At 71.7% G+C, this 26,464-nt stretch carries 14 protein-coding genes, 1 tRNA gene and 2 rRNA genes; 14 read left to right on the top strand and 3 right to left on the bottom strand.

Annotated elements, in window-relative coordinates; genetic code table 11:
• The 4 genes from ACH4TG_RS21805 to ACH4TG_RS21790 all read left to right on the top strand — a co-directional run.
• Window positions 1-1,395: ribosomal RNA gene (locus tag ACH4TG_RS21805) — 23S ribosomal RNA — on the top strand; the annotation flags it as partial.
• A gap of 89 nt (window positions 1,396-1,484) precedes the next feature.
• Window positions 1,485-1,601 (top strand): 5S ribosomal RNA (rrf, locus tag ACH4TG_RS21800).
• Between the two features lie 134 nt (window positions 1,602-1,735).
• A complete protein-coding gene (locus tag ACH4TG_RS21795) occupies window positions 1,736-2,455 on the top strand; it encodes a DegT/DnrJ/EryC1/StrS family aminotransferase (protein ID WP_398244068.1) in 720 nt (239 codons plus the stop codon).
• Window positions 2,456-2,560: 105 nt separating this feature from the next.
• A tRNA-Thr gene (locus ACH4TG_RS21790) sits at window positions 2,561-2,633 on the top strand.
• A 52-nt stretch (window positions 2,634-2,685) separates the two neighbouring features.
• Here the strand turns inward: ACH4TG_RS21790 and ACH4TG_RS21785 are convergent.
• Window positions 2,686-5,313 carry a SpoIIE family protein phosphatase gene (locus tag ACH4TG_RS21785; protein ID WP_398244054.1) on the bottom strand — a complete coding sequence of 876 codons (2,628 nt, stop codon included), beginning with the start codon at window positions 5,311-5,313 and terminating at the stop codon, window positions 2,686-2,688.
• Between the two features lie 327 nt (window positions 5,314-5,640).
• Here ACH4TG_RS21785 and ACH4TG_RS21780 point away from each other — a divergent pair, with 327 nt between their 5' ends.
• The 10 genes from ACH4TG_RS21780 to ACH4TG_RS21735 all read left to right on the top strand — a co-directional run bounded on the left by ACH4TG_RS21780 (window position 5,641) and on the right by ACH4TG_RS21735 (window position 20,863).
• The gene (locus ACH4TG_RS21780; RefSeq protein ID WP_398244053.1) at window positions 5,641-11,100 is read left to right on the top strand and encodes a HAMP domain-containing protein; all 5,460 of its coding nucleotides are present in this window, start codon (window positions 5,641-5,643) and stop codon (window positions 11,098-11,100) included.
• A gap of 281 nt (window positions 11,101-11,381) precedes the next feature.
• The gene (locus tag ACH4TG_RS21775; protein ID WP_398244052.1) at window positions 11,382-12,074 is read left to right on the top strand and encodes a two-component system response regulator; all 693 of its coding nucleotides are present in this window, start codon (window positions 11,382-11,384) and stop codon (window positions 12,072-12,074) included.
• Window positions 12,075-12,232: 158 nt separating this feature from the next.
• Window positions 12,233-14,971: a DNA translocase FtsK gene (locus ACH4TG_RS21770; RefSeq protein ID WP_398244051.1), complete on the top strand. Its 2,739-nt coding sequence runs from the start codon at window positions 12,233-12,235 to the stop codon at window positions 14,969-14,971.
• 260 nt (window positions 14,972-15,231) lie between these two features.
• Window positions 15,232-16,044 carry a helix-turn-helix domain-containing protein gene (locus tag ACH4TG_RS21765; protein ID WP_398244050.1) on the top strand — a complete coding sequence of 271 codons (813 nt, stop codon included), beginning with the start codon at window positions 15,232-15,234 and terminating at the stop codon, window positions 16,042-16,044.
• 197 nt (window positions 16,045-16,241) lie between these two features.
• A complete protein-coding gene (gene rimO / locus ACH4TG_RS21760; RefSeq protein WP_398244049.1) occupies window positions 16,242-17,942 on the top strand; it encodes a 30S ribosomal protein S12 methylthiotransferase RimO in 1,701 nt (566 codons plus the stop codon).
• Complete coding sequence (gene pgsA, locus ACH4TG_RS21755; protein WP_398244048.1) at window positions 17,939-18,628, top strand: CDP-diacylglycerol--glycerol-3-phosphate 3-phosphatidyltransferase; 690 nt, start codon at window positions 17,939-17,941, stop codon at window positions 18,626-18,628. Before rimO ends, pgsA begins: the two co-directional genes overlap by 4 nt.
• Window positions 18,625-19,164, top strand: coding sequence for a CinA family protein (locus tag ACH4TG_RS21750; protein ID WP_398244047.1), 540 nt, complete (start codon window positions 18,625-18,627; stop codon window positions 19,162-19,164). The genes pgsA and ACH4TG_RS21750 overlap by 4 nt, the downstream gene beginning before the upstream one ends.
• Before the next feature lie 152 nt (window positions 19,165-19,316).
• On the top strand, window positions 19,317-19,709 hold the full coding sequence (locus tag ACH4TG_RS21745; RefSeq protein ID WP_398244046.1) for a helix-turn-helix domain-containing protein: 393 nt from the start codon (window positions 19,317-19,319) through the stop codon (window positions 19,707-19,709).
• 258 nt (window positions 19,710-19,967) lie between these two features.
• The gene (locus ACH4TG_RS21740) at window positions 19,968-20,438 is read left to right on the top strand and encodes a Dps family protein (protein ID WP_398244045.1); all 471 of its coding nucleotides are present in this window, start codon (window positions 19,968-19,970) and stop codon (window positions 20,436-20,438) included.
• A gap of 95 nt (window positions 20,439-20,533) precedes the next feature.
• Window positions 20,534-20,863 carry a hypothetical protein gene (locus tag ACH4TG_RS21735; RefSeq protein WP_398244044.1) on the top strand — a complete coding sequence of 110 codons (330 nt, stop codon included), beginning with the start codon at window positions 20,534-20,536 and terminating at the stop codon, window positions 20,861-20,863.
• On the opposite strand, the gene ACH4TG_RS21730 is transcribed toward ACH4TG_RS21735, so the two are convergent.
• A complete protein-coding gene (locus tag ACH4TG_RS21730; RefSeq protein WP_398244043.1) occupies window positions 20,833-21,636 on the bottom strand; it encodes a DNA-formamidopyrimidine glycosylase family protein in 804 nt (267 codons plus the stop codon). The two genes, ACH4TG_RS21735 and ACH4TG_RS21730, sit on opposite strands and share 31 nt — an antisense overlap.
• Before the next feature lie 87 nt (window positions 21,637-21,723).
• Window positions 21,724-26,382 (bottom strand): ATP-dependent helicase, encoded by a 4,659-nt coding sequence (locus ACH4TG_RS21725; protein WP_398244042.1) that lies wholly within the window; start codon window positions 26,380-26,382, stop codon window positions 21,724-21,726.
• Window positions 26,383-26,464: the final 82 nt, after the last annotated feature.

The raw sequence follows: 26,464 nt of genomic DNA, 5'->3' as shown, positions 1-26,464 counted from the left end.
AGGGTGAGACCTGATGCCGAGCCGATTGTGGTGAAGTGGATGATCCTATGCTGTCGAGAAAAGCCTCTAGCGAGTTTCATGGCGGCCCGTACCCTAAACCGACTCAGGTGGTCTGGTAGAGAATACCGAGGCGTTCGGGTGAACTATGGTTAAGGAACTCGGCAAAATGCCCCCGTAACTTCGGGAGAAGGGGGGCCACACCTGGTGAGGGGACTTGCTTCCTGAGCTGGGGGTGGCCGCAGAGACCAGCGAGAAGCGACTGTTTACTAAAAACACAGGTCCGTGCGAAGCCGTAAGGCGATGTATACGGACTGACGCCTGCCCGGTGCTGGAACGTTAAGGGGACCGGTTAGTCACGATTCGTCGTGGCGAAGCTGAGAACTTAAGCGCCAGTAAACGGCGGTGGTAACTATAACCATCCTAAGGTAGCGAAATTCCTTGTCGGGTAAGTTCCGACCTGCACGAATGGCGTAACGACTTCTCGACTGTCTCAACCATAGGCCCGGTGAAATTGCACTACGAGTAAAGATGCTCGTTTCGCGCAGCAGGACGGAAAGACCCCGGGACCTTTACTATAGCTTGATATTGGTGTTCGGTTCGGCTTGTGTAGGATAGGTGGGAGACTTTGAAGCTCAAGCGCCAGCTTGGGTGGAGTCGTCGTTGAAATACCACTCTGGTCGTGCTGGATGTCTAACCTCGGTCCGTGATCCGGATCAGGGACAGTGTCTGGTGGGTAGTTTAACTGGGGCGGTTGCCTCCTAAAGGGTAACGGAGGCGCCCAAAGGTTCCCTCAGCCTGGTTGGCAATCAGGTGTTGAGTGTAAGTGCACAAGGGAGCTTGACTGTGAGACTGACGGGTCGAGCAGGTACGAAAGTAGGGACTAGTGATCCGGCGGTGGCTTGTGGAAGCGCCGTCGCTCAACGGATAAAAGGTACCCCGGGGATAACAGGCTGATCTTCCCCAAGAGTCCATATCGACGGGATGGTTTGGCACCTCGATGTCGGCTCGTCGCATCCTGGGGCTGGAGTCGGTCCCAAGGGTTGGGCTGTTCGCCCATTAAAGCGGTACGCGAGCTGGGTTTAGAACGTCGTGAGACAGTTCGGTCCCTATCCGCTGCGCGCGTTGGAGTCTTGAGAAGGGCTGTCCCTAGTACGAGAGGACCGGGACGGACGGACCTCTGGTGTGCCAGTTGTTCTGCCAAGGGCATGGCTGGTTGGCTACGTTCGGGAGGGATAACCGCTGAAAGCATCTAAGCGGGAAGCCTGCTTCGAGATGAGGACTCCCACCCACTTGATGGGGTAAGGCTCCCAGTAGACGACTGGGTTGATAGGCCGGATGTGGAAGCACCGTGAGGTGTGGAGCTGACCGGTACTAATAGGCCGAGGGCTTGTCCATATGTGCTCGCGTTCACTGTGTGGTTCTGAAACAACCAGCATCCACACCCCCCGTGTATCGGGTTGGGGTGTGGTGTTGTTTCATAGTGTTTCGGTGGTCATAGCGTTAGGGAAACGCCCGGTTACATTCCGAACCCGGAAGCTAAGCCTTTCAGCGCCGATGGTACTGCAGGGGGGACCCTGTGGGAGAGTAGGACACCGCCGAACAAATATTGAGGGAAACCCCGACTCCTGAGCTTTGGCTCAGGGGCCGGGGTTTTTCTGTTTGCCGTTACCTGACGTTCACGTCGCCCCGGGAACCTGGGCACCCCGACAGGCGGAGGTGTGGAGACGTGCAGCAGATGACGACTGCCGGACGACGGCACAGGATCGCTTCGGACGCGACCGCCGCAGCGCTCCGGGACACCCTCACGGAGCTGCGGATAGGTACCGGCGACGAGGTGATCGTGCCGTCCTTCGGGCCGAGCGCGCCCGCCGACGCCGTCCGACTCGCGGGCGCACTCCCGGTGTTCGCGGACATCGACGCGCGGACCTTCTGCCTCGACCCGGAGTCGGTCGCCGCGCTGATCACCTCCCGCACCGCCGCGATCATCCCTGTCGGCGTGTTCGGGCACCCCGCACCGCTGGGCCGGCTGGGCGAGTTGGCGGACCGCCGCTCGCTGGCGCTGGTCGAGGAGGGAGGGAGTGCCGAGGACGTGGGCGCCGTGGCACGGCGCCGCGCGCACGCCCGGTTCCTGGACTCCGCGCTCAAGGGCGTCGTCGTGCCCTACGCGGAGCCCGGCGTCCACCACGTCTACCACCAGTACACGGTGCGGATACCGGGCAACGGCCGGCCCGACCGCGACGCCTTCGCACGGGCGTTGGCGTCTCGCGGGGTGCGTGCCACGGTCAGCGTCCCGGTACCCGTGCACCGGATGCCGGCCCACCGGTCCGGCGAGTTCCTGCCCGAGACCGAGCGCGCCGCCGCCGACAGTCTGACGCTGCCCGTCCACTCCGGGCTCACCCAGCGGGAGTTGACGCACGTCGCGGACGCCTGCAACGCGCTCGGCGGCCTGCTCTGAGCGGTCCGCACCCAGTGCGGAGCCCGAGCCGGCTTGCCTCCGATCGGGCTCGGACAGGGTTTCGCCGCACACCCGTTCATGGGCTAAGATCTTCCCGTCGACAGCGCCCCAATAGCTCAGTCGGTAGAGCGTCTCCATGGTAAGGAGAAGGTCTACGGTTCGATTCCGTATTGGGGCTCCGATGGAAAAGGCCCCCGCCGTACCGGCGGGGGCCTTTTCGCGTCCTGGACTCAGGGCGTCGGCAGCGTCGGGACGCGCATCGCGAGGATCGCCATGTCGTCCGACGGCGCGTCGGACGCGAACCGTTCCACCGCGCGCTGGATGCGGGCCGCGACGGCTCCCGCCGTCAGTCCCGTGCACGTCGCCAGAACGTCCGCCAGACCGTCGTCGCCCAGCATCCGGGTGCCCTCGCGGCGCTCGGTGACCCCGTCGGTGACGCACAGCAGGACGTCCCCCGGATCGAGCGTCACGGACTGCTCGACGAGTTCCAGGTCCTCCATGACGCCCAGCAGCGGCTGCGGGTCGGCGGCCGGCTCCACCGAGCCGTCCGGGCGCAGCCGCAGCGGCAGCGGGTGGCCCGCACACACCATGCGCAGCACCGCGCTGCCGTCGTGCTGCGGCCACAACTCCCCGTAGAGAAGGGTGAGAAAGCGGCTGCGGGCGCCCTCGTCGAGGATGGCGGCGTTGAGGCGCTCCAGGACCGCGGGGCCGCCGAAGCCCTCGCGGGCCAGCAGGCGCAGGGCGTGCCGGGCCAGGCCTGTGACCGCGGCCGCCTCCGGTCCTGTGCCGCAGACGTCGCCGATCGCGAAGCCCCAGCAGCCGTCCCGGATCGGGAACAGGTCGTAGAAGTCGCCGCCGACCTCGTTGCCCTCGCCGGCCGCCCGGTAGACCACCTCGACCTCGACACCGGGCACGCGTGGCAGCTCCGGCGGCAGCAGGCTGCGTTGGAGCGCCTGGCTGATGGCCGTGCGCTCGCTGTAGAGGCGGGCGTTGTCCAGGGCCAGCGCGGCACGGCGCGAGAGGTCCTCGGCGAGTTCGAGGATCTCCTGGCGGAACCGCTCGTCCGTGGGCTTGCCGAGCGTGAGCATGCCGATCACGCGGTTGCGGGCGACCAGCGGCAGGACGACGGTCTCCCCGCCGACCGCGGCGGCCGTCGCCAGCGCTATCCCCGGCCCGCTGGCCGGGCGCGCGCCGGACGCCGACCCGAGGCCGAGGCTGCGCAGCGAGGCGCGCAGGGCGCTGGAGTGCGCCGCGTCCGACGGGGCGGTCCAGAAGCGGGCGCCGGGCGTCGGATCCGGCTCCGGCGGCCGGACCTGGGACAGCAGCGCCTTGATGCCGTCGATCCGGTCCTCGTCCTCGTGCAGCACGAAGGCCAGCTCCGGCTCGGCCTGGTCGGCGATCGTGTAGACCGCGCACCAGCTGGCGAGTGTCGGCACCGTCATCTGGGCCATCAGCGCGAGCGTCTGGTCGCGCTCCAGGGTGCCGGCCAGCAGGTCGGAGGCCTCGACGAGGAACGACAGCGAGCCGCGGCGCAGCCGCTCCAGCTCGGTGAGCCGGGCGCTCTCCACGGCCAGCGCGATCCGGTCCGCGGCGAACTGCAGCCGCAGGGCCTCCTGGTTCGAGTAGCGGCCCGGCGCCTCGGCGGCCACGCCGATCGAGCCGGTGAGGCGGCCCTCGACCTTCAGCGGGACGGTGACCACCGAGCGCATCCCGGTGCCGGACAGCAGCGGCACCGCGCCGGGCACCGCCGTGAGGTCCTCGTGGACCGCCGGCATGCGGGCGCTGCCGTAGCGTCCGGTGCCGGCCTCGACGGGCACCCGGGCGAACCGCTGGCGGGCCGACGGGAGGCCGGTGGAGGCACGGACCTCCAGCTCGGTCTCGTCGTCGGTGGCCAGCAGCAGGTAGGCCGCGTCGCCGTCCAGCATGTCGCGGGCGCGTTCGACCGTGCGCTGCAGCAGGCCGTCCAGGTCGTCGGGCGCCGGGGAGCCGATGAAGACCTCGAACGCGTCGGAGCTCTTGTCGCGCTGGCTCAGCGCGCTGTCGAGCGGGACCGCGCCGCGGGTGGGGGTCTGCAGCACCGCGCGCTCCTCGGCGCGCACCAGCAGGCACACCGTGGAGGGCTCGCCGGAGGTGTCGCGGACGCGCAGATGGGAGCCGTAGACGGGCAGCACGCGGCCGGAGCCGTCGCGCAGGCCGTAGGTGCCCTCCCAGCGGGACAGCTGGAGGGCCTCGGCCAGCCCGATACCGGTGCCGGGGGTCTGCGGCCACGCCGTGAGGTCGGCGAGCGACTTGCCGACGACGTCCGCGGCCGCGTGGCCGAACAGGTCGGCGGCGTCGTCGTTCCACCGCGTGATGCCGCCCTCGCGGTCGACCTGCACGACGGCGACCCTGACCCGCTCGTCGGCCACCGGGAGGGCCGACGGCGGCAGCAGCGGCCCCGCGGAGCGGGTGCCCGCCGGCCGTTCGGGCAGGTCGAGCTGGAACCAGACATGCTTGCCGGAGGACGTGTACTCCACACCCCAGCGGCTGGCCAGCGCGGCGCACAGCAGCAGGCCGCGCCCGCCCTCGTGGTCGCCCTCGCGGAACTGCCGGCCGCGGCTCTGCAGCGGGATCTCGCGCTCGGGGTAGTGGTCGGCGACCTCGACGCGCACCGCGGTCTCGTACCGCAGGCACTGCACGTCGGCGGCGGTGCCGGCGTGGACGACCGCGTTGGTGACGAGCTCGCTGGTCAGGACGACGGCGTCGTCCACGACGTCGGCGAAGCCCCAGCCCTGCAGGGTGTCGCGGACGAAGGCGCGGGCGACCGCGACCGACCGCCCCACCGGTTCGAAGGTGGCCGCTGCGCGCGCCGTGATCACCGGTCTCCTCGTTGCTCGTGACAAGGCGGGCGCGCTCGACGCGTCCGCCGGCCTGCCGCCGTGCTGCCTGACTGCCACGGGCGGCTCCTCATGAGGTGCATGCCCGCTCGATTGGCGCGGGCACCCGATACCAGGGCCCAGGTTACTGACCCGTGCGGACGGTCCGTGCGCCGGTTGCGGGTGTTTCCACCCCGAAGATGCCCCCCGGTCATATGCGATGCTGCCGAACTGTTATGGCCGGGTGGGGTCGGAGTGAAACACTGGGCATGTTCTGCAGTCGGCAACATTGCACATCTGCGGGTCGGTCGACCCCCCAGGAGGGACACGGTGGAGTCTGGCGCATCGGCGCGGACCGCGGTCACGCGTACGAAGAACGGGCGATCCCGTGGCAGCGGGACCGTAGAAGTCGACTCGGCGTCGTTCGCCAAGCTGGTCGGGGCCCTCGCCGCCATGCGGGACGGGAACTTCCGCAAGCGGCTGACGGTGACCGGCGAAGGACCGATGGCGGAGATCGCCGCGGTCTTCAACGAGGTGGCGGACCGTAACCAGCACCTCACCGGGGAGCTGGCGCGGGTACGCCGGGTCGTCGGTCGCGACGGCAAGCTGACCGAGCGGCTGGAGACGGGGGCCTGCGAGGGCGCCTGGGCGTCCGCCATCGAGGCGTCGAACGCGCTGGTCGACGACCTGGTGCGGCCGGTGTCCGAGGTGGGCCGCGTGCTGTCGGCGGTTGCCGAGGGCGACCTGGACCAGCGCATGGACCTGCGGGCGCAGAACGCCGACGGGTCGGCGCATCCGCTGCGCGGCGAGTTCCTGAAGGTGGGCCGCACCGTCAACGGCCTCGTCGACCAGCTGTCGGCGTTCACCGACGAGGTGACCCGGGTGGCCAGCGAGGTCGGCACCGAGGGCAAGCTCGGCGGCCAGGCGAAGGTGCGGGGGGTGTCGGGTTCCTGGAAGGACCTGACCGACTCTGTGAACACCATGGCGTACCGGCTGACCGCCCAGGTGCGCGACATCGCGCTGGTGACGACGGCGGTCGCCAAGGGCGACCTGTCCCGCAAGGTCACGGTGCACGTGGCCGGCGAGATGCTGGAGCTGAAGAACACCGTCAACACGATGGTGGACCAGCTGTCCTCGTTCTCCTCCGAGGTGACCCGCGTCGCCCGGGAGGTGGGCACCGAGGGCGAGTTGGGCGGCCAGGCGCAGGTGCCCGGCGTCGCCGGCGTGTGGAAGGACCTGACGGACTCGGTCAACCTGATGGCCGGGAACCTCACCGCACAGGTGCGGGACATCGCCCAGGTGACGACGGCGGTCGCCAACGGCGACCTGACGCAGAAGATCACCATCGGTGCGCGCGGCGAGGTGGCGCAGCTCGCCGAGACCATCAACGCGATGACCGAGACGCTGCGGACGTTCGCCGACGAGGTGACCCGGGTGGCCGGAGAGGTCGGCGCCGAGGGGCAGTTGGGCGGTCAGGCGCAGGTGCCGGGCGCCGCGGGCACGTGGAAGGACCTGACGGACTCGGTCAACACCGCGTTCCGCAACCTCACCGCGCAGGTGCGGGACATCGCGCAGGTGACGACGGCGGTGGCCAACGGCGACCTGTCGCAGAAGGTCACGGTGGACGTCTCCGGCGAGATGCTGGAGCTGAAGAACACCGTCAACACGATGGTCGACCAGCTGTCGGCGTTCGGCGCCGAGGTGACCCGGGTCGCCCGGGAGGTCGGCGTCGAGGGGCAGTTGGGCGGTCAGGCGGCGGTGCCGGGGGCCGCGGGCACGTGGAAGGACCTGACGGACTCGGTCAACACCGCGTTCCGCAACCTCACCGGGCAGGTCCGCAACATCGCGCAGGTGACGACGGCGGTGGCCAACGGCGACCTGACGCAGAAGGTCACGGTGGACGTCTCCGGCGAGATGCTGGAGCTGAAGAACACCGTCAACCGCATGGTTGACCAGCTGGGTTCGTTCTCCGCCCAGGTGACGCGGATGGCCACCGACGTGGGCACCGAGGGCCGCCTCGGCGGCCAGGCCCGGGTGGACGGCGTCAGCGGCACCTGGAAGGACCTGACGGACTCCGTCAACTTCATGGCCGGGAACCTGACGTCCCAGGTGCGGCAGATCGCCCAGGTGACGACGGCGGTCGCCCGCGGCGACCTGTCGCAGAAGATCGACGTCGACGCACGCGGCGAGATCCTGGAACTGAAGAACACTATCAACACGATGGTCGACCAGCTGTCGTCGTTCGCCGAGCAGGTGACCCGGGTGGCCCGCGAGGTGGGCACCGACGGGCGTCTCGGCGGTCAGGCGCAGGTGCCCGGTGTGGCCGGCGTGTGGCGGGACCTGACGGATTCCGTGAACTTCATGGCCGGCAACCTCACCGGCCAGGTCCGCAACATCGCCCAGGTCGCCACCGCGGTCGCCCGCGGTGACCTGTCGCAGAAGATCGACGTGGACGCCAAGGGCGAGATCCTCGAGCTGAAGAACACCCTGAACACGATGGTCGACCAGCTGTCGTCGTTCGCCGAGGAGGTCACCCGGGTGGCCCGGGAGGTGGGCACCGAGGGCATCCTGGGCGGCCAGGCCGAGGTCAAGGGCGTCAGCGGCACCTGGAAGGACCTCACCCAGTCCGTCAACTTCATGGCGAACAACCTGACCAGCCAGGTCCGCAACATCGCCGACGTCACCGGCGCGGTCGCCAACGGCGACCTGTCCCGGAAGATCACCGTCGACGCCAAGGGCGAGATCCTCGCGCTGGTGACGACCGTGAACACGATGGTGGACACGCTGTCGGCGTTCGGTGACGAGGTCACCCGCGTGGCCCGCGAGGTGGGCACCGAGGGGCAGTTGGGCGGTCAGGCGCGGGTGCGGGACGTCTCCGGCATCTGGAAGGACCTGACGGAGTCCGTCAACGGCATGGCGTCCAACCTGACCAGCCAGGTGCGGTCCATCTCCTCCGTCGCCACCGCGGTCGCCAACGGCGACCTGACGAAGAAGATCGACGTCGACGCGCGCGGCGAGATCCTGGAGCTGAAGAACACCATCAACACGATGGTGGACACGCTGTCGGCGTTCGGTGACGAGGTCACCCGCGTCGCCCGCGAGGTGGGCACCGAGGGCATCCTCGGCGGCCAGGCGCGGGTGCCGGGCGTGGCGGGCACCTGGAAGGACCTGACGGAGTCCGTCAACGGCATGGCGTCCAACCTCACCGGCCAGGTGCGGCAGATCGCCCAGGTGACGACGGCCGTGGCCCGCGGTGACCTGTCGAAGAAGATCGACGTGGACGCGCGCGGGGAGATCCTGGAGCTGAAGACCACCATCAACACCATGGTCGGGCAGCTGTCCGCCTTCGGTGACGAGGTGACCCGGGTGGCCCGCGAGGTGGGCACCGAGGGCCGCCTCGGCGGCCAGGCCCGGGTGCCGGGTGTCTCCGGCATCTGGAAGGACCTCACCGAGTCGGTGAACCTGATGGCCAACAACCTGACCAGCCAGGTGCGCAACATCGCCCAGGTCGCCACCGCGGTGACCCGCGGCGACCTGAACCTGCGGATCGACGTCGACGCGGCGGGCGAGATCCTGGAGCTGCAGGACTACATCAACACCATGATCGTGCGCCTGCGCGAGACCACCCTCGCCAACAAGGAGCAGGACTGGCTCAAGGGCAACCTGGCGCGCATCTCCGGCCTGATGCAGGGCCGCCGCGACCTGCGCGACGTCGCCGCGCTGATCATGAGCGAGCTGACCCCGGTGGTCTCCGCCCAGCACGGCGCGTTCTTCCTCGCCGAGGACACCACCGAGGCGGGCGAGGACTACGAGCTGAAGCTGATCGGCAGCTACGGCTTCTCGCGCCGCACGATGCCCACCGTGTTCATGCCGGGTGAGGGGCTGATCGGGCAGGCCGCGGTGGAGAAGCGCTCGATCCTCGTCGAGCAGGTCCCGCCGGGCTATCTGAAGATCACCTCCGGGTTGGGCGAGGCACCGCCGTCCCACCTGATCGTGCTGCCGGTGCTCTTCGAGGGCCGCGTGCTGGGCGTCATCGAACTGGCCGCGTTCCAGCCGTTCACGCAGATCCAGAAGGACTTCCTCAACCAGATCACCGACATCATCGCGATCAGCGTCAACACCATCTCGGTCAACACCAAGACCGAGGGCCTGCTCAAGCAGTCCCAGGAGCTGACCGAGCAACTCCAGGAGCGCTCGGCGGAGTTGGAGAACCGGCAGCGGGCGCTGGAGCTGTCCAACGCCGAACTGGAGGACAAGGCCGAGCTGCTGGCGCGGCAGAACCGCGACATCGAGGTGAAGAACACCGAGATCGAGGAGGCGCGGCAGGTCCTGGAGGAGCGCGCCGAGCAACTCGCCGTCTCCATGCGGTACAAGTCGGAGTTCCTGGCCAACATGTCGCACGAGCTGCGCACGCCGCTCAACTCGCTGCTGATCCTGGCCAAGCTGCTCGCCGACAACGCCGACCGCAACCTGTCGCCGAAGCAGGTGGAGTTCGCCGAGACCATCCACGGCGCGGGCTCGGACCTGCTGCAGCTGATCAACGACATCCTGGACCTGTCGAAGGTCGAGGCCGGCAAGATGGACGTCTCGCCGACCAGGATCGCGCTGGTCCAGCTCGTGGACTACGTCGAGGCCACCTTCCGGCCGCTGACCGCGGAGAAGGGCCTGGACTTCTCGGTGCGGGTGTCGCCCGAACTGCCGGTCACCCTGCACACCGACGAGCAGCGGCTGCTGCAGGTGCTGCGCAACCTGCTGTCGAACGCGGTGAAGTTCACCGACAGCGGGTCGGTGGAGCTGGTGATCCGGCCGGCCGGCGCCGAGGTGCCGCAGTCCATCCGCGAGCAGCTGCTGGAGGCCGGCAGCCTGCGCGAGCCGGACCAGCCGCTGATCGCGTTCTCGGTCACCGACACCGGCATCGGCATCGCGGCCAGCAAGATGCGGGTCATCTTCGAGGCGTTCAAGCAGGCCGACGGCACCACCAGCCGCAAGTACGGCGGCACCGGCCTGGGCCTGTCCATCAGCCGGGAGATCGCGCGGCTGCTGGGCGGCGAGATCCACGCCGACAGCCAGACCGGCCGCGGTTCGACGTTCACCCTCTACCTGCCGATGTCGCTCGGCGACGTGCCGCCCGCGGTCGGCCAGGCGCCCGCCGGCGGGCAGGGCGAGGGCGAGCAGCAGGGCGGCAGGACCCGCAGCCCCGGCAGCAGCCTGGCCCGGCTGCGGCGGCGCTCGGCGCAGCCCGCGCCTCATCCGGCCGGCGTCAACGCCAACGCCAACGGGAACGGGAACGGCGGCGCGAACGGCAACGGCGCGCAGAGCAACGGCCGCCCGCAGTCCAACGGCCAACTGCCCGCACCCGAGCCGTGGATCGAGGACGCCCACTCCGACGCCTACACGGGCTTCTCCGGCGGTTTCAGCGGCGAGAAGGTGCTCATCGTCGACGACGACATCCGCAACGTCTTCGCGCTCACCAGCGTCCTGGAGCAGCACGGCCTGACGGTGCTCTACGCCGAGAACGGCCGGGAGGGCATCGAGGTCCTGGAGCAGTACGACGACATCGCCGTCGTGCTGATGGACATCATGATGCCGGAGATGGACGGATACGCCACGACTGCGGCGATTCGCAAGATGCCGCAGTTCGCCGGACTGCCGATCATCGCCCTCACCGCGAAGGCGATGAAGGGAGATCGTGAAAAGGCCATCGAATCAGGAGCGTCGGATTATGTGACGAAGCCTGTCGACACCGATCATCTGCTGACTCTCATGGAACAGTGGATGCACGCGCGCTGATCACCTTCGCCCGGCCCCCGGCGTGGCGGTTTTGACGCCGGGGGCACGCTTGCGGTACGAACTTTTGCCGACTCGTGTGTCTGGTGAGGTGTGAGGGTGCCGGATGCGGGGAACCTTCTGGACTCCGCCTGCGTTTCCGGTACGTGTTGAGTGACCTGGCGGTGACTGGGTGTGGCGAACGGCGGGGTGCGGCTACCATGACCGGCACAAGGACGGGCGGCATGACGGAGCTGTCCCCGGGGGCGGCGACCGGCGTAGGGCCGGGGCGAGGAGGGCGGGCCATGGTGCAGAAGGCCAAGATCCTCCTGGTCGATGACCGGCCGGAGAATCTGCTGGCGCTGGAGGCGATCCTCTCGGCGCTCGATCAGACCCTGGTACGGGCATCGTCCGGGGAGGAAGCGCTCAAGGCGCTGCTCACCGACGACTTCGCGGTGATCCTGCTCGACGTGCAGATGCCGGGCATGGACGGGTTCGAGACCGCGGCGCACATCAAGCGGCGGGAGCGGACCCGGGACATCCCGATCATCTTCCTCACCGCCATCAACCACGGCCCGCACCACACCTTCCGCGGCTACGCGGCCGGCGCGGTGGACTACATCTCCAAGCCGTTCGACCCGTGGGTGCTGCGCGCCAAGGTCTCGGTCTTCGTCGACCTGTACATGAAGAACTGCCAGCTGCGGGAGCAGGCGGCGCTGCTGCGGCTCCAGTTGGAGCAGGGCGCACCGGCCGGCGCGGGCTCCAACGGGAGCAAGGAGCCCGTCGGGCTGCTCGCCGAGCTGTCCGCGCGACTGGCCGCCGTCGAGGAGCAGGCCGAGGCGCTCACCAAGCAGCTCAACGAGTCCGCGGACGCCGCGGCGGTGGCCACCGCCGCGCACCTGGAGCGCAAACTCACCGGCCTGCGGCGGGCGCTGGACGCGCTGGAGCCGCCCGGTGCGGGCGGCGACGGCATCGTCAAGCAGCACGGGCCGGAGTAGAGCGGGACGCGGCACCGCGCCCCGCGCGCCGGCGCCAACACCGGGCCGTCGACCTGGGTTGACGCAACGTCAACCATCCGATCGGTGCGGCCCGACACGAACGGGCGTATCCATGGTCAGGCGTGATCCCCGATCACAAGGGCGGTAACCTCACCACCATGGCCTCCCGTACGTCCGGCACCGCCAAGAAAGCCCCGGCGAAGCCTGCGGCCAAGAAGGCCGCGGCGAAGAAGCCCGCGGCCAAAAGCGCTGCCCCGAAGGCGCCGGCGAAGAAGGCGGCGGCCAAACCCGCACCCAAGCCGGCACCGAAGGCCGCCCCTTCGCCCACCAGCGGCCTCTACCGCCTGGTGCGTGCGCTGTGGCTGGGACTCGCCCACACCGTCGGGGCGGTCTTCCGCGGCATAGGGCGCGGCGCGAAGAACCTCGACCCGGCGCACCGCAAGGACGGCCTGGCGCTGCTCCTGCTCGGCCTGACCCTGGTGGTGGCCGCCGGCACCTGGTCCAACCTGCAGGGCCCGGTAGGCGACCTCGTCCAGACCGTGGTGACCGGCGCCTTCGGCCGCCTCGACCTGCTGGTGCCTTTCCTGCTGGGCGCGGTCGCGATCCGGCTGATGCGGCACCCCGAACAGCCCGAGGCCAACGGGCGGATCGTGATCGGCCTGTCCGCCCTGGTGATCGGCGCGCTCGGCCTGATCCACCTGGCGTGCGGCTCGCCGAGCCGGGCCGACGGCGCCCAGGCGATGCGCGACGCCGGCGGCCTGATCGGCTGGGCCGCCGCGTCCCCGCTGCGCTACACCGTCGGCGCACCGCTGTCCGTCCCGCTGCTGCTGCTGTTCACCGCCTTCGGGCTGCTGGTCGTCACCGCCACCCCGGTCCACGCCATCCCGCACCGGCTGCGCGCGGCCGGCACCCGGCTCGGCCTGTACGCGGGCGTGGCCGAGCCCGACGCCGTGCCGCTGGAGGACTTCTTCGACGAGGACGAAGCCGTCGACCCGGGCGAGGCCGAGGACGAGTCCCCGGTGCGCCGGCTGCCGCTGCGCTTCACCAAGTCCCCAGCCGGATCCGGCGCGGACCCCTACGACGTCGACCGCGACGGCACCATGGAGAGCGAGGCGGAGCCCAAGCCGCGCCGCCGGCCCCGCCGTCGCGCGGAGGCCGCCGACCCGGACGGGGGGCCGGACGCGGTGGACGTGGCCGCCGCCGCGGCCGCGGACCTCGACGGCGCGGTGCTGCACGGCGTGCAGCCCTCCCCGCTGGTCGCCGACCTCACCAGCCGGATCAGGAAGCAGGTGCCCGCCGCCCGCGGCGAGGACACCGGCGGCGGTCCGGAGGGCTCCGTCCCCGACCTCACCAAGCCCGCGGCCGAATCCGCCGGCGAGCCGCTGCCGCCGCGCGCCGAGCAGTTGCAGCTGTCCGGCGACATCACCTACGCGCTGCCCTCCCTGGACCTGCTGGAGCGCGGCGGGCCGGGCCGCAGCCGCAGCGCCGCCAACGACGCGGTGGTCGCCTCGCTGAGCCAGGTGTTCAAGGAGTTCAAGGTCGACGCGGTCGTCACCGGCTTCACCCGCGGCCCGACGGTCACCCGCTACGAGGTCGAGCTGGGCGCCGCGGTCAAGGTCGAGCGGATCACCGCGCTGGCCAAGAACATCGCCTACTCCGTCGCCAGCCCCGACGTGCGGATCATCAGCCCGATCCCCGGCAAGTCCGCGGTCGGCATCGAGATCCCCAACAGCGACCGCGAGATGGTCAACCTCGGCGACGTGCTGCGCTCAGCCGACGCCGCGGGCGAGGACCACCCGATGACCGTCGCGCTCGGCAAGGACGTCGAGGGCGGCTACGTGATGGCCAACCTCGCGAAGATGCCGCACGTCCTGGTGGCCGGCGCGACCGGCTCCGGCAAGTCGTCCTGCATCAACTGCCTGATCACCTCGGTCATGGCCCGGGCCACCCCGGACGAGGTGCGGATGGTGCTGGTCGACCCCAAGCGCGTCGAACTCACCGCCTACGAGGGCATCCCGCACCTGATCACGCCGATCATCACCAACCCCAAGCGGGCCGCGGAGGCCCTGCAGTGGGTGGTGCGCGAGATGGACCTGCGGTACGACGACCTGGCCGCGTACGGGTTCCGGCACATCGACGACTTCAACGCCGCGGTGCGCTCGGGGAAGGCCAGGACCCCCGAGGGCAGCGAGCGCGAGCTGTCGCCCTACCCCTACCTGCTGGTGATCGTGGACGAGCTGGCGGACCTGATGATGGTCGCGCCGCGCGACGTGGAGGACTCCATCGTCCGCATCACGCAGCTGGCCAGGGCCGCCGGCATCCACCTGGTGCTCGCCACCCAGCGCCCCAGCGTCGACGTCGTCACCGGCCTGATCAAGGCCAACGTCCCCTCCCGGCTCGCCTTCGCCACCTCCTCGCTCGCCGACAGCCGGGTCATCCTCGACCAGCCGGGCGCCGAGAAGCTGATCGGCAAGGGCGACGGGCTGTTCCTGCCGATGGGCGCGAACAAGCCGATCCGCCTGCAGGGCGCGTTCGTCACCGAGGACGAGATCGCCAAGGTCGTCGACCACTGCAAGGCCCAGCTCACGCCCACCTACCGCACGGACGTCACCGTCGGCAGCGGACCGAAGAAGGAGATCGACGAGGAGATCGGCGACGACCTGGACCTGCTGTGCCAGGCCGCGGAACTCGTGGTCTCCACCCAGTTCGGCTCGACGTCCATGCTGCAGCGCAAGCTGCGGGTAGGCTTCGCCAAGGCAGGCCGGTTGATGGACCTGATGGAGTCGCGCGGCATCGTGGGCCCCAGCGAGGGGTCCAAGGCCCGCGACGTGCTGGTGAAAGCCGACGAGCTGGACGGCGTCCTCGCGGTCATCCGCGGCGGGGAAGGGCCGTTCTGAGCGCCGGTGGGAACGGGCACCCGGTCCGATAGTCCGAGGATCTGTCAGAAGGTGTGCGGATCCGAGACTCGGGGCAAGTTCTGGGGCAACCGTTTCTCCGGCTCGTACGTCAACTTGTTACAGAGGTCGACCGGTCTCTGCCCCGTGGCGGAGCCTCAGCCCGTGTGGCGGACAAAAACGGTCGTCCGCTTGCTCCCGCGTTTTGTACCGCCCCTAGACTGAACTTCCAGCAGGTGGCTGCACGCTCGAAAGGCGCCCTCGTGTCCATCGGCAACTCGCCCTCCGACGACCGGCCTTCGGTCGGTCGCGCCCTCGCCCAGGCCCGTGTCGAATCAGGGCTGTCCGTCGACGAGGTCAGCACCGCCACCCGGGTGCGCGTCCCGATCGTCCAGGCGATCGAGCAGGACGACTTCTCCCGGTGCGGCGGCGACGTGTACGCGCGCGGGCACATCCGATCGCTCGCGCGCGCCGTCGGACTCGACCCCGAGCCCCTCATCGAGAGGTACGACGCCGAGCACGGCGCGCCCGCCGCGACCGTGACGGTGCCGCCGGTCTACCAGGCCGACCGCGGCAAGATCCGGTCGACCGAACCCCGCAGGCCCAACTGGACCGCCGCGATGGTCGCCGCCATCGTCGCCGTGGTGGGCTTCGTCGGCTACACCGCCTTCAGCGGCGGGAACAACGGCAAGTCGACCGCGGGCGCCAGCACCACGCCGAGCGCCACCCGGACCACCCCGACGCACACCCCGCAGAGCAACGGCGTTCCCTCGCCGCCGCAGCCGACCAACAGCGCCATCGCCGCGGCGCCGCCCGGGAAGGTGACGGTCAAGGTGACCGCCGCCGGCGGCATCAGCTGGATCCAGGCCACGGACAGCAACGGCAAGCAGCTCTACCAGGACTCGCTGCACAAGGGGCAGTCGATGACCTGGACCGACGACAAGAAGATCAAGCTCATCATCGGCAACGCGGGCGCCGTCCAGCTGTTCGTCAACGGCAAGGACCTGGGCGCGGCCGGCAACGACGGCCAGGTCGTCCGGCTCACCTACACCCCCGGGGACCCCACCCAGGGCTGACGCCGACCGCCCCCGCCGGGCACCCCGGGCCGCCCCTCGCGCGGCGCCCGGGGTGATCTGCCGCACTGCCGATGGCGGGCCGCCCGCGCGCCGGAACAGCACCGCCGCCTGAGTGCGGCCGGAAATCGTCCTGGCCGGCGGCAGTGCGGGCCCGCGGCGCCCGGGGCGGTGACCAGGCACCCGGTACTCTGGGCACCATGCCAGAACCCCGTACCGTCGCTCTTGTCACGCTCGGCTGCGCCCGCAATGAAGTGGACTCCGAGGAACTCGCCGGCCGGCTGGCGGCGGACGGTTGGCAGCTCGTCGACGACGCCTCCGAAGCCGACGTGGCCGTGGTGAACACCTGCGGATTCGTCGACGCCGCCAAGAAGGACTCCGTCGACGCCCTGCTGGAGGCCAACGACCTCAAGTCGCACGGCCGCACGCAGGCCGTGGTGGCCGTCGGATGCATGGCCGAGCGCTACGGCAAGGACCTCGCCGAGGCGCTGCCGGAAGCCGACGGCGTCCTCGGCTTCGACGACTACGCCGACATCTCCGACCGCCTGCAGACCATCCTCAGCGGCGGCGTGCACGCGCCCCACACCCCGCGCGACCGCCGCAAGCTGCTCCCGATCAGCCCGGCCGAGCGGCAGAGCGCGGGCGGCGTCGCACTGCCCGGCCACGGACAGGGGACCGATGCCGCTCCCGGCGACGCCGCGGGCGGCGGCGACGGCGCGCAGGACTTCGCGGAGGCCCCGGCGGACCTGCCCGATGGCCTCGCCCCCGCCTCGGGGCCGCGCGCACCGCTGCGCCGCCGGCTGGACTCCGGGCCGGTCGCCTCGGTGAAGCTGGCCTCCGGCTGCGACCGCCGCTGCACCTTCTGCGCGATCCCCTCCTTCCGCGGCTCGTTCATCTCCCGCCGGCCCTCCGACGTCCTGGGCGAGACCCGCTGGCTCGCCGAGCAGGGCGTCCGCGAGGTCATGCTGGTCAGCGAGAACAACACCTCGTACGGCAAGGACCTCGGCGACATCCGGCTGCTGGAGACGCTGCTGCCCGACCTCGCCGCGGTCGACGGCATCGCGCGGGTGCGGGTCAGCTACCTGCAGCCGGCCGAGATGCGGCCCGGCCTGATCGACGTGCTGACCTCGACGCCGGGCGTCGTGCCCTACTTCGACCTGTCCTTCCAGCACTCGGCGCCCGGGGTGCTGCGCGCGATGCGCCGCTTCGGCGACACCGACCGCTTCCTCGACCTGCTCGACACGATCCGCGGCAAGGCCCCCGAAGCCGGCGTGCGATCGAACTTCATCGTCGGCTTCCCCGGTGAGACCGAGGACGATCTCGCCGAACTGGAACGGTTCCTGACGTCGGCGCGGCTCGACGCCATCGGCGTGTTCGGCTACTCCGACGAGGAGGGCACCGAGGCCGCGACCTACGAGAACAAGCTCGACGACGACGTGGTCGCCGCCCGGCTGGCCCGGGTCTCGCGGCTGGCCGAGGAGTTGACCGCGCAGCGGGCGGAGGAACGTGTCGGCAGCACCGTGCGGGTGCTGGTGGAGTCGGTGGACGAGGAGACCGGCGAGGTCACCGGCCGCGCCGACCACCAGGCGCCGGAGACCGACGGCCAGGTCGTGCTGACCGACGCCGGCGGCTGGTGGGAGCCCGCGCCGGGGATGTTCGTCACCGCACGGGTCACCGGCACCGAGGGCGTGGACCTGATCGCCGAGCCGCTGGCCGTGGACGAGGCCGACCCGGACGCGGCCGGCCGGGACGACGGCCGGAACGCGCCAGGTGCGGCCGATCGCGGTGCCGCTGCGACGGTGCGGGGCGGTGTGCCAGGTGGGGCGCTGCTGACCGCGGTGCCGGGCGCGCCCGCCGGCGCCGACGGCGCACCCGAGGGCGCCGAGGTGGTGGCCAGATGACGGAAGCCCCCGCCTCGCCACCGTCCGCCCCCGACCACCTCGGCGATCCCGAGGGGTCCAGGCCCGGACTGTGGAACGTGGCGAACCTCCTGACGATGGCCCGGCTGGTCCTCGTCCCGGGCTTCGTGCTGCTGCTGGTCCATGGCGACGGCCACGACCCGGCCTGGCGGTCCTTCGCGTGGGCCGCGTTCGCCATCGCCATGATCACCGACCTGTTCGACGGTGAACTCGCGCGCCGCTACGGCCTGGTCACCGACTTCGGCAAGATCGCCGACCCCATCGCGGACAAGGCGATCATGGGCGCCGCGCTGGTGGGCCTGTCGGGTCTGGGGGACCTGCCGTGGTGGGTCACCATCGTCATCCTGGTGCGCGAGATCGGCATCACGCTCATGCGCTTCTGGGTGATCCGGCACGGGGTGATCCCGGCCAGCCGCGGCGGCAAGCTGAAGACGCTCACCCAGGGCGTGGCCGTCGGTATGTACATCCTCGTGCTGACCGGCCCGCTGGCGACCATCCGGGCCTGGCTGATGGGCGCCGCCGTGGTGCTGACCGTGGCCACCGGCCTCGACTACGTGCGGCAGGCGATCGTGCTGCGGCGCGCCGGTCTGGCCGCCCAGGCCGCCCGGGCACAGGCGCAGGCGCAGGCGCAGGGGTCGCAGGGAAGGGCACAGGGGCACGGGGCATGACGGTCGACGAGGGGGCGGGGACCAGGGCCGTGGAGGTCCTGCGGCTGCTGGAGGCCGCCAGCGCGACCCTGGCCGTCGCGGAGTCGCTCACCGGGGGCCTGGTCGCCGCGGAGATCGCCGCCGTCCCCGGCGCGTCGCGGAGCTTCCGCGGGTCGGTGACGGCCTACGCCACCGAGATCAAGCACCTGCTGCTCGGGGTCGACGACCGGTTGCTCGCGGCTCGGGGGGCGGTCGACCCGCTCGTCGCCCGGGAGATGGCCGAGGGCGTGCGGGACCGCCTCGTCGCCGACTGGGGCGCCGCCACGACCGGGGTGGCCGGACCCGACCCGCAGGACGGGCAGCCGGTGGGCACGGTGTTCGTGGCCGTCGCGGGCCCGGAGCGGACCGAGGTGCGCCCGCTGCTGCTGAGCGGGGACCGCACCGCCATTCGCACCGCATCCGTGGCGGCCGTCCTGGAACTGCTCACGGCGGAGCTGAGAAGGAGTACGGTGGCACGTCCGGGGTCCGCGCCGGAGCCCGGACAACGCTCCTGGTAGGAGTCCGGGGGCCTCGTAGAGGGAAGAAGACGGGGGGACGTGATGTTTGCAGCCCAGAGTGAACACGTCTTCGCTCCCCGCACGGCCGGTGCCCGAGGCGGTACGGTGGGGCGAGAAGGATGCGGTTTCGCGGTCCGAGGAGGGAGCCACCGATGATCCTGCTCCGTCGCCTGCTTGGTGACGTGCTGCGTCGGCAGCGCCAGCGCCAGGGCCGCACTCTGCGTGAGGTCTCCTCGTCGGCCCGGGTCTCCCTCGGGTACCTCTCGGAGGTCGAGCGGGGGCAGAAGGAGGCATCCTCCGAGCTGCTCTCGGCGATCTGCGACGCGCTGGACGTGCCGATGTCCGAGGTGATGCGTGAGGTCAGCGACGATCTGTCGCTCGCCGAGCTCGCGCAGTCGGCCGCCGCCGAGACCCCTGCCGCGCCGATGCGGCCGCTGCTGGGCGCGGTCACTTCCGTCACCTCCGTGACGTCCACGCCGGACGAGCGCATCACGATCAAGGCGCCCAAGAAGTCGGCAGAAGCGGTCGACGTCGTCGCCGCCTGACCACCAGCTTTCACGCTGCGGCCCCTGACCGGGTATCCCCTGGTCCGGGGCTGCAGCGTTCGCATGCCCGGCCGTCTCCGTCGGTGAATCCCTGGCCTGTGCCTGCTTTTGCCATGTGTTCCGGACCGGGGCAGGGTAGGCGAAGAAGGCCAGCGAAGATCGAACCGTGGCACAGCAGGACGAAACAGGCCGGCCGGACGCTCCGTGCAGCGGGGCCGTCCGGCCCGGCCGGCAGCCGACCCGCTAGGAGACACGCACATGAGCGTCGTGAAGAGCCCGCTGCCGGAATCCGCCCGGAAGACCGTCGGAGACGCCCTGCAGGGCTCGCTGGTGGATCTGATCGACCTTTCCCTGCTGGCCAAGCAGGTGCACTGGAACGTCATCGGTCCGCGCTTCCGGTCCGTCCACCTCCAGCTCGACGAGGTCGTCGACACGGCTCGCTCGGCCTCCGACACGGTGGCCGAGCGCGCCTCGGCGATCGGGGTCACCCCGGACGGGCGGGCCGGCACGGTCGCCAAGACCAGCGGCATCGACACGGTGACCGACGGCTGGGTCAAGGACGGCGAGGTCGTGGAGATCATGGTGGCCGCGCTGGACGCCGTGATCACCCGTATGAGGGAACGTATCGCCGCGACCGATCAGCCGGACCCCGTCAGCCAGGACATCCTCATCGGCATCACCGCGGACCTGGAGAAGTTCCACTGGATGTTCCAGGCCGAGAACGTCTGACGGCCCCGCACCCCGCAGTGCCCGATCCGAACACCAACCTGCCGGCCGGCGAGCTGCACCGCATGGTGCGACCTCGGGGACCCATGGAGGCGGCGATGCGTGCACGCAGGGCGGTGCGGGCCGGGCGGCTGGCCAGGCACGTGCTCGCGGCGGGCTGCGGGCTGGCGTGGTGGTGGGCGGCGCTGCGGCTGGCGCTCGGGCCCGGCGAGCGGCCCGGGCCGGGGGAGGGCGCGATGCTCGCCGGCTGGAGCCTCGGGCTCATACCCCTGCACGCCGTGCCCGCGCATGCCCGCATACGCCGGGCCGGGCGGCGCGTCCTGCCCGGTCTCCGGCGCTCCCGGCCGGTGCCGGCCCCCGGCCATGACGGGAACGGTCCGGAGGACCAGGCGCCCGATCAGCCCGCGGAAGGCGTGGGCCCGCGCTGACAGCGCGGGCACCAGTAGGCCACCCTCGTCCGGCCGTCCTCGCCGTGCTCGGCGCGGCGCACGGGCGTCCCGCAGCGCAGACAGGGCTGGTGCTCCCTGCCGTACACCCAGTTCGTCCGCCCCCGCCGGGTGTCCCCGGTGGTGATGTGGCCCGGGCGGGACTTGTTCGCCTCCAGCAGCCGCTTCGCCAGCACCACCAGCTTCTCCGGGGCCGCGACCTCACCGAACGGCGTCCACGGCGTCACCCCGCGCAGGAAGCACAGCTCCGAGACGTAGACGTTGCCGATCCCCGCCAGATTGCGCTGGTCCAGCAGCGCCTCCCCGACCGGCCGCTCCGGGTTGCCGGACAGCGCGGCGAGCGCCCGGGCCGGTTCCCAGTCGGGACCGAGCAGGTCCGGGCCGAGATGCCCGACCACGCCCTCCTCCTCGGCGGTGGGCAGCAGCTCCAGCACCGGCAGCCGGTATCCGACGGCCGTGCGCGCCTCGTTCTCCAGCACCGCCCGCACCTGGTGGGCCGGGCCGCCCCGCCAGCGCTCCCCTGGGGCGTACAGGTGCCAGGCGCCGTCCATCCGCAGGTGCGAGTGGAGGGTCAGGCCGCCCTCCACCCGCGCCATGAGGTGCTTGCCCCTCGGCACGACCTCCAGCATCCGGCGCCCCGCCAGGTCGGTGGTGGCCAGTTGCGGCACGCGCAGATCCGCCCGCAGCAGGGGCCGGCCGGCCAGTGCGGCGTGCAGTCGGTGGGCGGTCAGCCAGACCGTGTCTCCTTCGGGCACCCGTCCATGATGGCGCGCCCGGCGGCGGCCCGGCCCGTGACCCGGATTCCGGCCGGTCCCCGGGGGCTTGCCCGGGGACCGCCGGGCCTACCCGTCGCGCAGCCGCAGACCCCGGGGCGTGGCGTGGAAACCGGCCGCCTCCAGCGCCTGGCCGAGCGCCGAGGTCAGCGCCGGCTCGCCGTTGGTGCGCTCCACGGTGAGCCGGCCGAGCGCGCCCTCCCGGACCGCCAGCGCCAGGGCGTCCGCCGCGGCCTGCAGGCGTATGCCGTCCCCGGGCCACGCCAGCAGGGTCTTGCCGCCCCGCTCCACGTACAGGACCAGCTCGCCGTCGCTCAGGACGACCAGGGACCCGGCCTTGCGTCCCGGCTTGTGCGTCACGCCCTCGGGCTGCTCGGGCCAGGGGAGCGCCGCGCCGTACGGGTTCGCGGGGTCGGCGGCGGCCAGGACGACCGTGCGCGACCGGCCCTGGTGCTCCTCCTCGCGCTCCCTGGCGGTGCTCAGCGCGCGCAGCCGGTCCACGGCCCCGTCCATGGCGAACTGGGCCGCGCCGAGGCCCTCCACCACGTAGCCGCGCCGGGCCTGCCCGGTCTCCTCGAAGGCCGCGAGCACCCGGTAGGCGGCCGAGAAGCCGCCGGCCACGCCCTCGGCCGCGACCGCCCCGCGGGTCACCACGCCGTGCCGGTCCAGCAAGGTGTGCGTCAGCGCGTGGGCGCGCAGCGTGGCGTCGGACTCCGCCGGTGGCACGAGCGACCAGCGTCCCGCGGTCGTCGGCGGTCCGCTGCGGGAGGCCGTCGCGCGCGGAGCGCGGGCCGCCAGCGAGCTGTAGCGGCCGCGGGGCACGGACCTGGGCGCCCGGTGCGCGGTGGACCCGGCCGTCCGGCCGGAGCCGAGCAGCGCCCGCAGCGGCGCCAGTGTGTCGTTGGTCAGGCGCCCGGACCAGGCCAGGTCCCAGACGGCGTCGGCCAGCTCCGGGTCGGTCACCTCGTGTCCTGCGGCCCGCACCTGGTCGGCGATCTGGCGGAAGAACAGCCCGTACCCGCCGTCGAGCGCCGCCAGCACCGCCTGATGGAGCGGGGTGAGCTCCATCGGCTGCGGGGCGGGGATGAGCAGCGGCGCGCTGTCGGCCAGGTAGAGCGAGACCCAGCCGTCCTTGCCGGGCAGCGCCCCCGCGCCGGCCCACAGCACCTCGCCGGACGAGGTCAGCTCGTCGAGCATCGCCGGGGTGTAGCCGGTCACCCGGGAGGGCAGCACCAGCTTCTCCAGCGCGGAGGCGGGCACCGCCGCGCCCTGCAACTGCTCCACCGCCCTGGCCAGGCCGTCCATCCCGCGCAGGCTGTGGGTGCCCACGTGCTGCCACTGCGGGAGGAACACCCCGAGGGTCGCGGGCGGCACGGGCTCCAGCTCCTGGCGCAGCGCCGCCAGGCTGCGGCGGCGCAACCTGCGCAGCACGGCCGCGTCGCACCACTCCTGGCCCGCCGCCCCCGGCCGGAACTCGCCCTGCACGAGGCGGCCCGCCGCGGTCAGCCGGTGCAGGGTGCCGTCCGCCACCGCCGCGCCCAGCCCGAACCTGTCCGCCGCCTCGCCGCTGGTGAACGGCCCGTGCGTGCGGGCGTACCTGGCCAGCAGGTCGCCGAGCGGATCCTTGACCGGCTCGGTGAACGCCACCGGCACCCCGACCGGCAGTGCCGTTCCCAGCGCGTCCCGCAAGCGGCCGGCGTCCTCCACCGCGGCCCAGTGCTCCGCGCCCGCGATGCGCACCCGGATCGCCCGCCGCGCCTTCTCCAGCTCCTCCGCCCAGGCGGCCTCGCCGCCGCGCTCGGCCAGCTCCGCCGACGTCAGCGGCCCCAGCACGCGCAGCAGGTCGGCTACCCCCTCGGCGTCCTTGACGTGGCGGTCCTCGGTGAGCCACTGCAGCTCCCGTTCCAGCTCGGCCAGCACGTCGGCGTCCAGCAGTTCGCGCAGCTCCGCCTGGCCCAGCAGCTCCGCGAGCAGCCGCGAGTCCAGCGACAGGGCGGCCGCGCGCCGCTCGGCCAGCGGCGAGTCACCCTCGTACAGGAACTGCGCCACGTAACCGAAGAGCAGGGACCGGGCGAACGGCGACGCCTCGTGGGTGGTGACCTCCACCAGCCGGACCCTGCGCGCTTCGATGTCGCCCATCAGCTCCACCAGGCCCGGCACGTCGAAGACGTCCTGCAGGCACTCGCGCACCGCCTCCAGCACGATCGGGAACGACCCGAACTCCGAGGCCACCTGCAGCAGTTGCGACGCGCGCTGCCGCTGCTGCCACAGCGGCGTGCGCTTTCCGGGACTGCGGCGCGGCAGCAGCAGCGCCCGGGCCGCGCACTCCCGGAACCGGGAGGCGAACAGCGCCGACCCACCGACCTGGTCGGTCACCAGCTGCTCGATCTCCCCCTTGTCGAAGGCGACGTCCGCGGCCCCCACGGGGGACTGCTCGGGGTCGTACTCGGCGCCGTGGGCCAGCGGGTCGGCGTCCAGCAGGTCCAGGCCCATCAGGTCGGCGTCCGGCAGCCGCAGCACGATGCCGTCATCGGCGTGCATCGCCTGCGCGTCCAGCCCGTAGCGCTCCTGCAGCCTGGCGCCCAGCGCCAGCGCCCAGGGGGCGTGGACCTGCGCCCCGAACGGCGAGTGGATGATCACCCGCCAGTCGCCGAGCTCGTCCCTGAACCGCTCCACAACGATGGTGCGGTCGTCCGGCACATGGCCGCAGGCCTGCCGCTGCTCCGCCAGATAGGCCAGGACGTTGTCGATGGCCCAGGTGTCGAGCCCGGCGGCGGTCAGGCGCTCGCGCGCGGCCTCGGGGGTCAGCGCGCCGACCTCGCGCAGCCACGCGCCCACCGCCCTGCCGAGTTCCAGCGGCCGGCCCAGCTGGTCGCCCTTCCAGAACGGCAGGCGGCCCGGCACCCCGGGGGCGGGGGAGACCAGCACCCGGTCGCGGGTGATGTCCTCGATCCGCCAGGAGGTGGTGCCCAGGGTGAACACGTCACCCACCCGCGATTCGTAGACCATCTCCTCGTCGAGCTCGCCGACCCGGCCGCCGCCCTTCTTCGGGTCGGCGCCGGCCAGGAACACCCCGAACAGCCCGCGGTCCGGGATCGTGCCGCCCGAGGTCACCGCCAGCCGCTGCGCGCCCGGCCGGCCCGTCAGGGTGTTCGCCGTCCGGTCCCACACCAGGCGCGGCCGCAGCTCGGCGAAGGCGTCCGACGGGTACCGGCCGGCCAGCATGTCCAGCACCGCGACGTAGGCCGACTGCGGCAGCGAGGCGAAGGGCGCGGCCCGCCGGACCACTGCGAGCAACTCGTCCACGTCCCAGGTGTCGAGCGCGGTCATCGCGACGATCTGCTGGGCCAGGACGTCCAGCGGGTTGGCCGGCACCCGCAGCGCCTCGATGCCGCCCTCCCGCATCCGCTCGGTGACCACGGCCGACTGCACCAGGTCACCCCGGTACTTGGGGAAGACCACCCCGGTCGACACCGCGCCCACCTGGTGCCCGGCGCGGCCCACCCGCTGCAGGCCGGAGGCCACCGACGGCGGCGACTCGACCTGGACGACGAGGTCCACCGCGCCCATGTCGATGCCCAGCTCCAGGCTCGAGGTCGCCACCACCGCAGGCAGGCGGCCCGCCTTGAGGTCCTCCTCGACCAGGGCCCGCTGCTCCTTGGACACCGAGCCGTGGTGCGCCCTGGCCAGCACCGGCGCCGCTCCCCGCGCCGCGCCCGACTGGGCCATGAGCTGGGCGGGCGTGTGCGCCTCCGGCAGCGCCTCGCCGTCCACCCGCTCCTGGCCGATCTCGTTCAGCCGGTTGCACAGCCGCTCGGCGAGCCGGCGGGAGTTGGCGAAGACGATGGTCGACCGGTGGGCCTGCACCAGATCGGCGATGCGCTCCTCCACATGCGGCCAGATCGACGGCCGCTCGGCGGGACCGGCGGCGGGGCCGGTGTGCTCGGCGGCGTCCATCACCGGCGATCCGCCCAGCTCGCCCATGTCCTCCACGGGCACGACCACCGAGAGGTCGAACTCCTTCTGCGACGCCGGCTGCACGATCGTCACCCGTCGCTGCGGCGACAGGTAGCGCGCGATCTCGTCCACAGGGCGGACCGTCGCGGACAGCCCGATCCTGCGCGCGGGCCGTTCCAGCAGTTCGTCGAGCCGCTCCAGCGACAGCGCCAGATGAGCCCCCCGCTTGGTGCCTGCGACCGCGTGCACCTCGTCCAGGATCACCGTCTCCACGCCGCTCAGGGCCTCCCGGGCGGCCGAGGTCAGCATGAGGAACAGCGACTCGGGCGTGGTGATGAGGATGTCCGGGGGACGGCTGACCAGGGCCCGCCGCTCGGCCGGCGGCGTGTCCCCGGACCGGATGCCGACCCGCACCTCGGGCTCGGGCAGGCCCAGGCGCACCGACTCCTGCCGCAGGCCCGCGAGGGGGCTGCGCAGGTTGCGCTCCACGTCGACCGCGAGGGCCTTGAGCGGCGACACGTACAGCACCCGGCAGCGCTTGCGGGCCTCGGCCGGCGGCGGGACGCTGGCCAGCCTGTCCAGTGCGGCCAGGAAGGCGGCGAGTGTCTTGCCCGAACCGGTGGGCGCCACGACGAGCACGTCGGAGCCCTCCGCGATGGCCGTCCATGCGCCTGCCTGGGCGGCGGTGGGCTCGCGGAACGCCCCGGTGAACCACGCGCTGGTGGCCGGGGAGAACGCCTCGAGGCTGGGGTGACGGGACTGTTCGGACATGGCTCCCATCCTGCCTCGCCGGACCGACACCCCGCTGGGCTCGCTGTCCAGCCTGTGGATAACTCCTGGCGCGAGCACGCCA

Source organism: Streptomyces sp. NPDC020917, from assembly GCF_044333795.1.
Taxonomy (GTDB): Bacteria; Actinomycetota; Actinomycetes; order Streptomycetales; family Streptomycetaceae; genus Actinacidiphila.
Note: the sequence above shows the minus strand (reverse complement) of the source record. Positions and strands in the feature narration are given on the sequence as shown.

Excerpts from the sequence above, each read along its gene's own strand:
- ACH4TG_RS21795 (WP_398244068.1), top strand. The coding sequence starts at position 1,736 with ATGACGACTGCCGGACGACGGCACAGGATCGCTTCGGACGCGACCGCC.
- ACH4TG_RS21775 (WP_398244052.1), top strand. The coding sequence starts at position 11,382 with ATGGTGCAGAAGGCCAAGATCCTCCTGGTCGATGACCGGCCGGAGAAT.
- ACH4TG_RS21770 (WP_398244051.1), top strand. The coding sequence starts at position 12,233 with ATGGCCTCCCGTACGTCCGGCACCGCCAAGAAAGCCCCGGCGAAGCCT.
- rimO (WP_398244049.1), top strand. The coding sequence starts at position 16,242 with ATGCCAGAACCCCGTACCGTCGCTCTTGTCACGCTCGGCTGCGCCCGC.
- pgsA (WP_398244048.1), top strand. The coding sequence starts at position 17,939 with ATGACGGAAGCCCCCGCCTCGCCACCGTCCGCCCCCGACCACCTCGGC.
- ACH4TG_RS21750 (WP_398244047.1), top strand. The coding sequence starts at position 18,625 with ATGACGGTCGACGAGGGGGCGGGGACCAGGGCCGTGGAGGTCCTGCGG.
- ACH4TG_RS21745 (WP_398244046.1), top strand. The coding sequence starts at position 19,317 with ATGATCCTGCTCCGTCGCCTGCTTGGTGACGTGCTGCGTCGGCAGCGC.
- ACH4TG_RS21740 (WP_398244045.1), top strand. The coding sequence starts at position 19,968 with ATGAGCGTCGTGAAGAGCCCGCTGCCGGAATCCGCCCGGAAGACCGTC.
- ACH4TG_RS21735 (WP_398244044.1), top strand. The coding sequence starts at position 20,534 with ATGCGTGCACGCAGGGCGGTGCGGGCCGGGCGGCTGGCCAGGCACGTG.
- ACH4TG_RS21725 (WP_398244042.1), bottom strand. The coding sequence starts at position 26,382 with ATGTCCGAACAGTCCCGTCACCCCAGCCTCGAGGCGTTCTCCCCGGCC.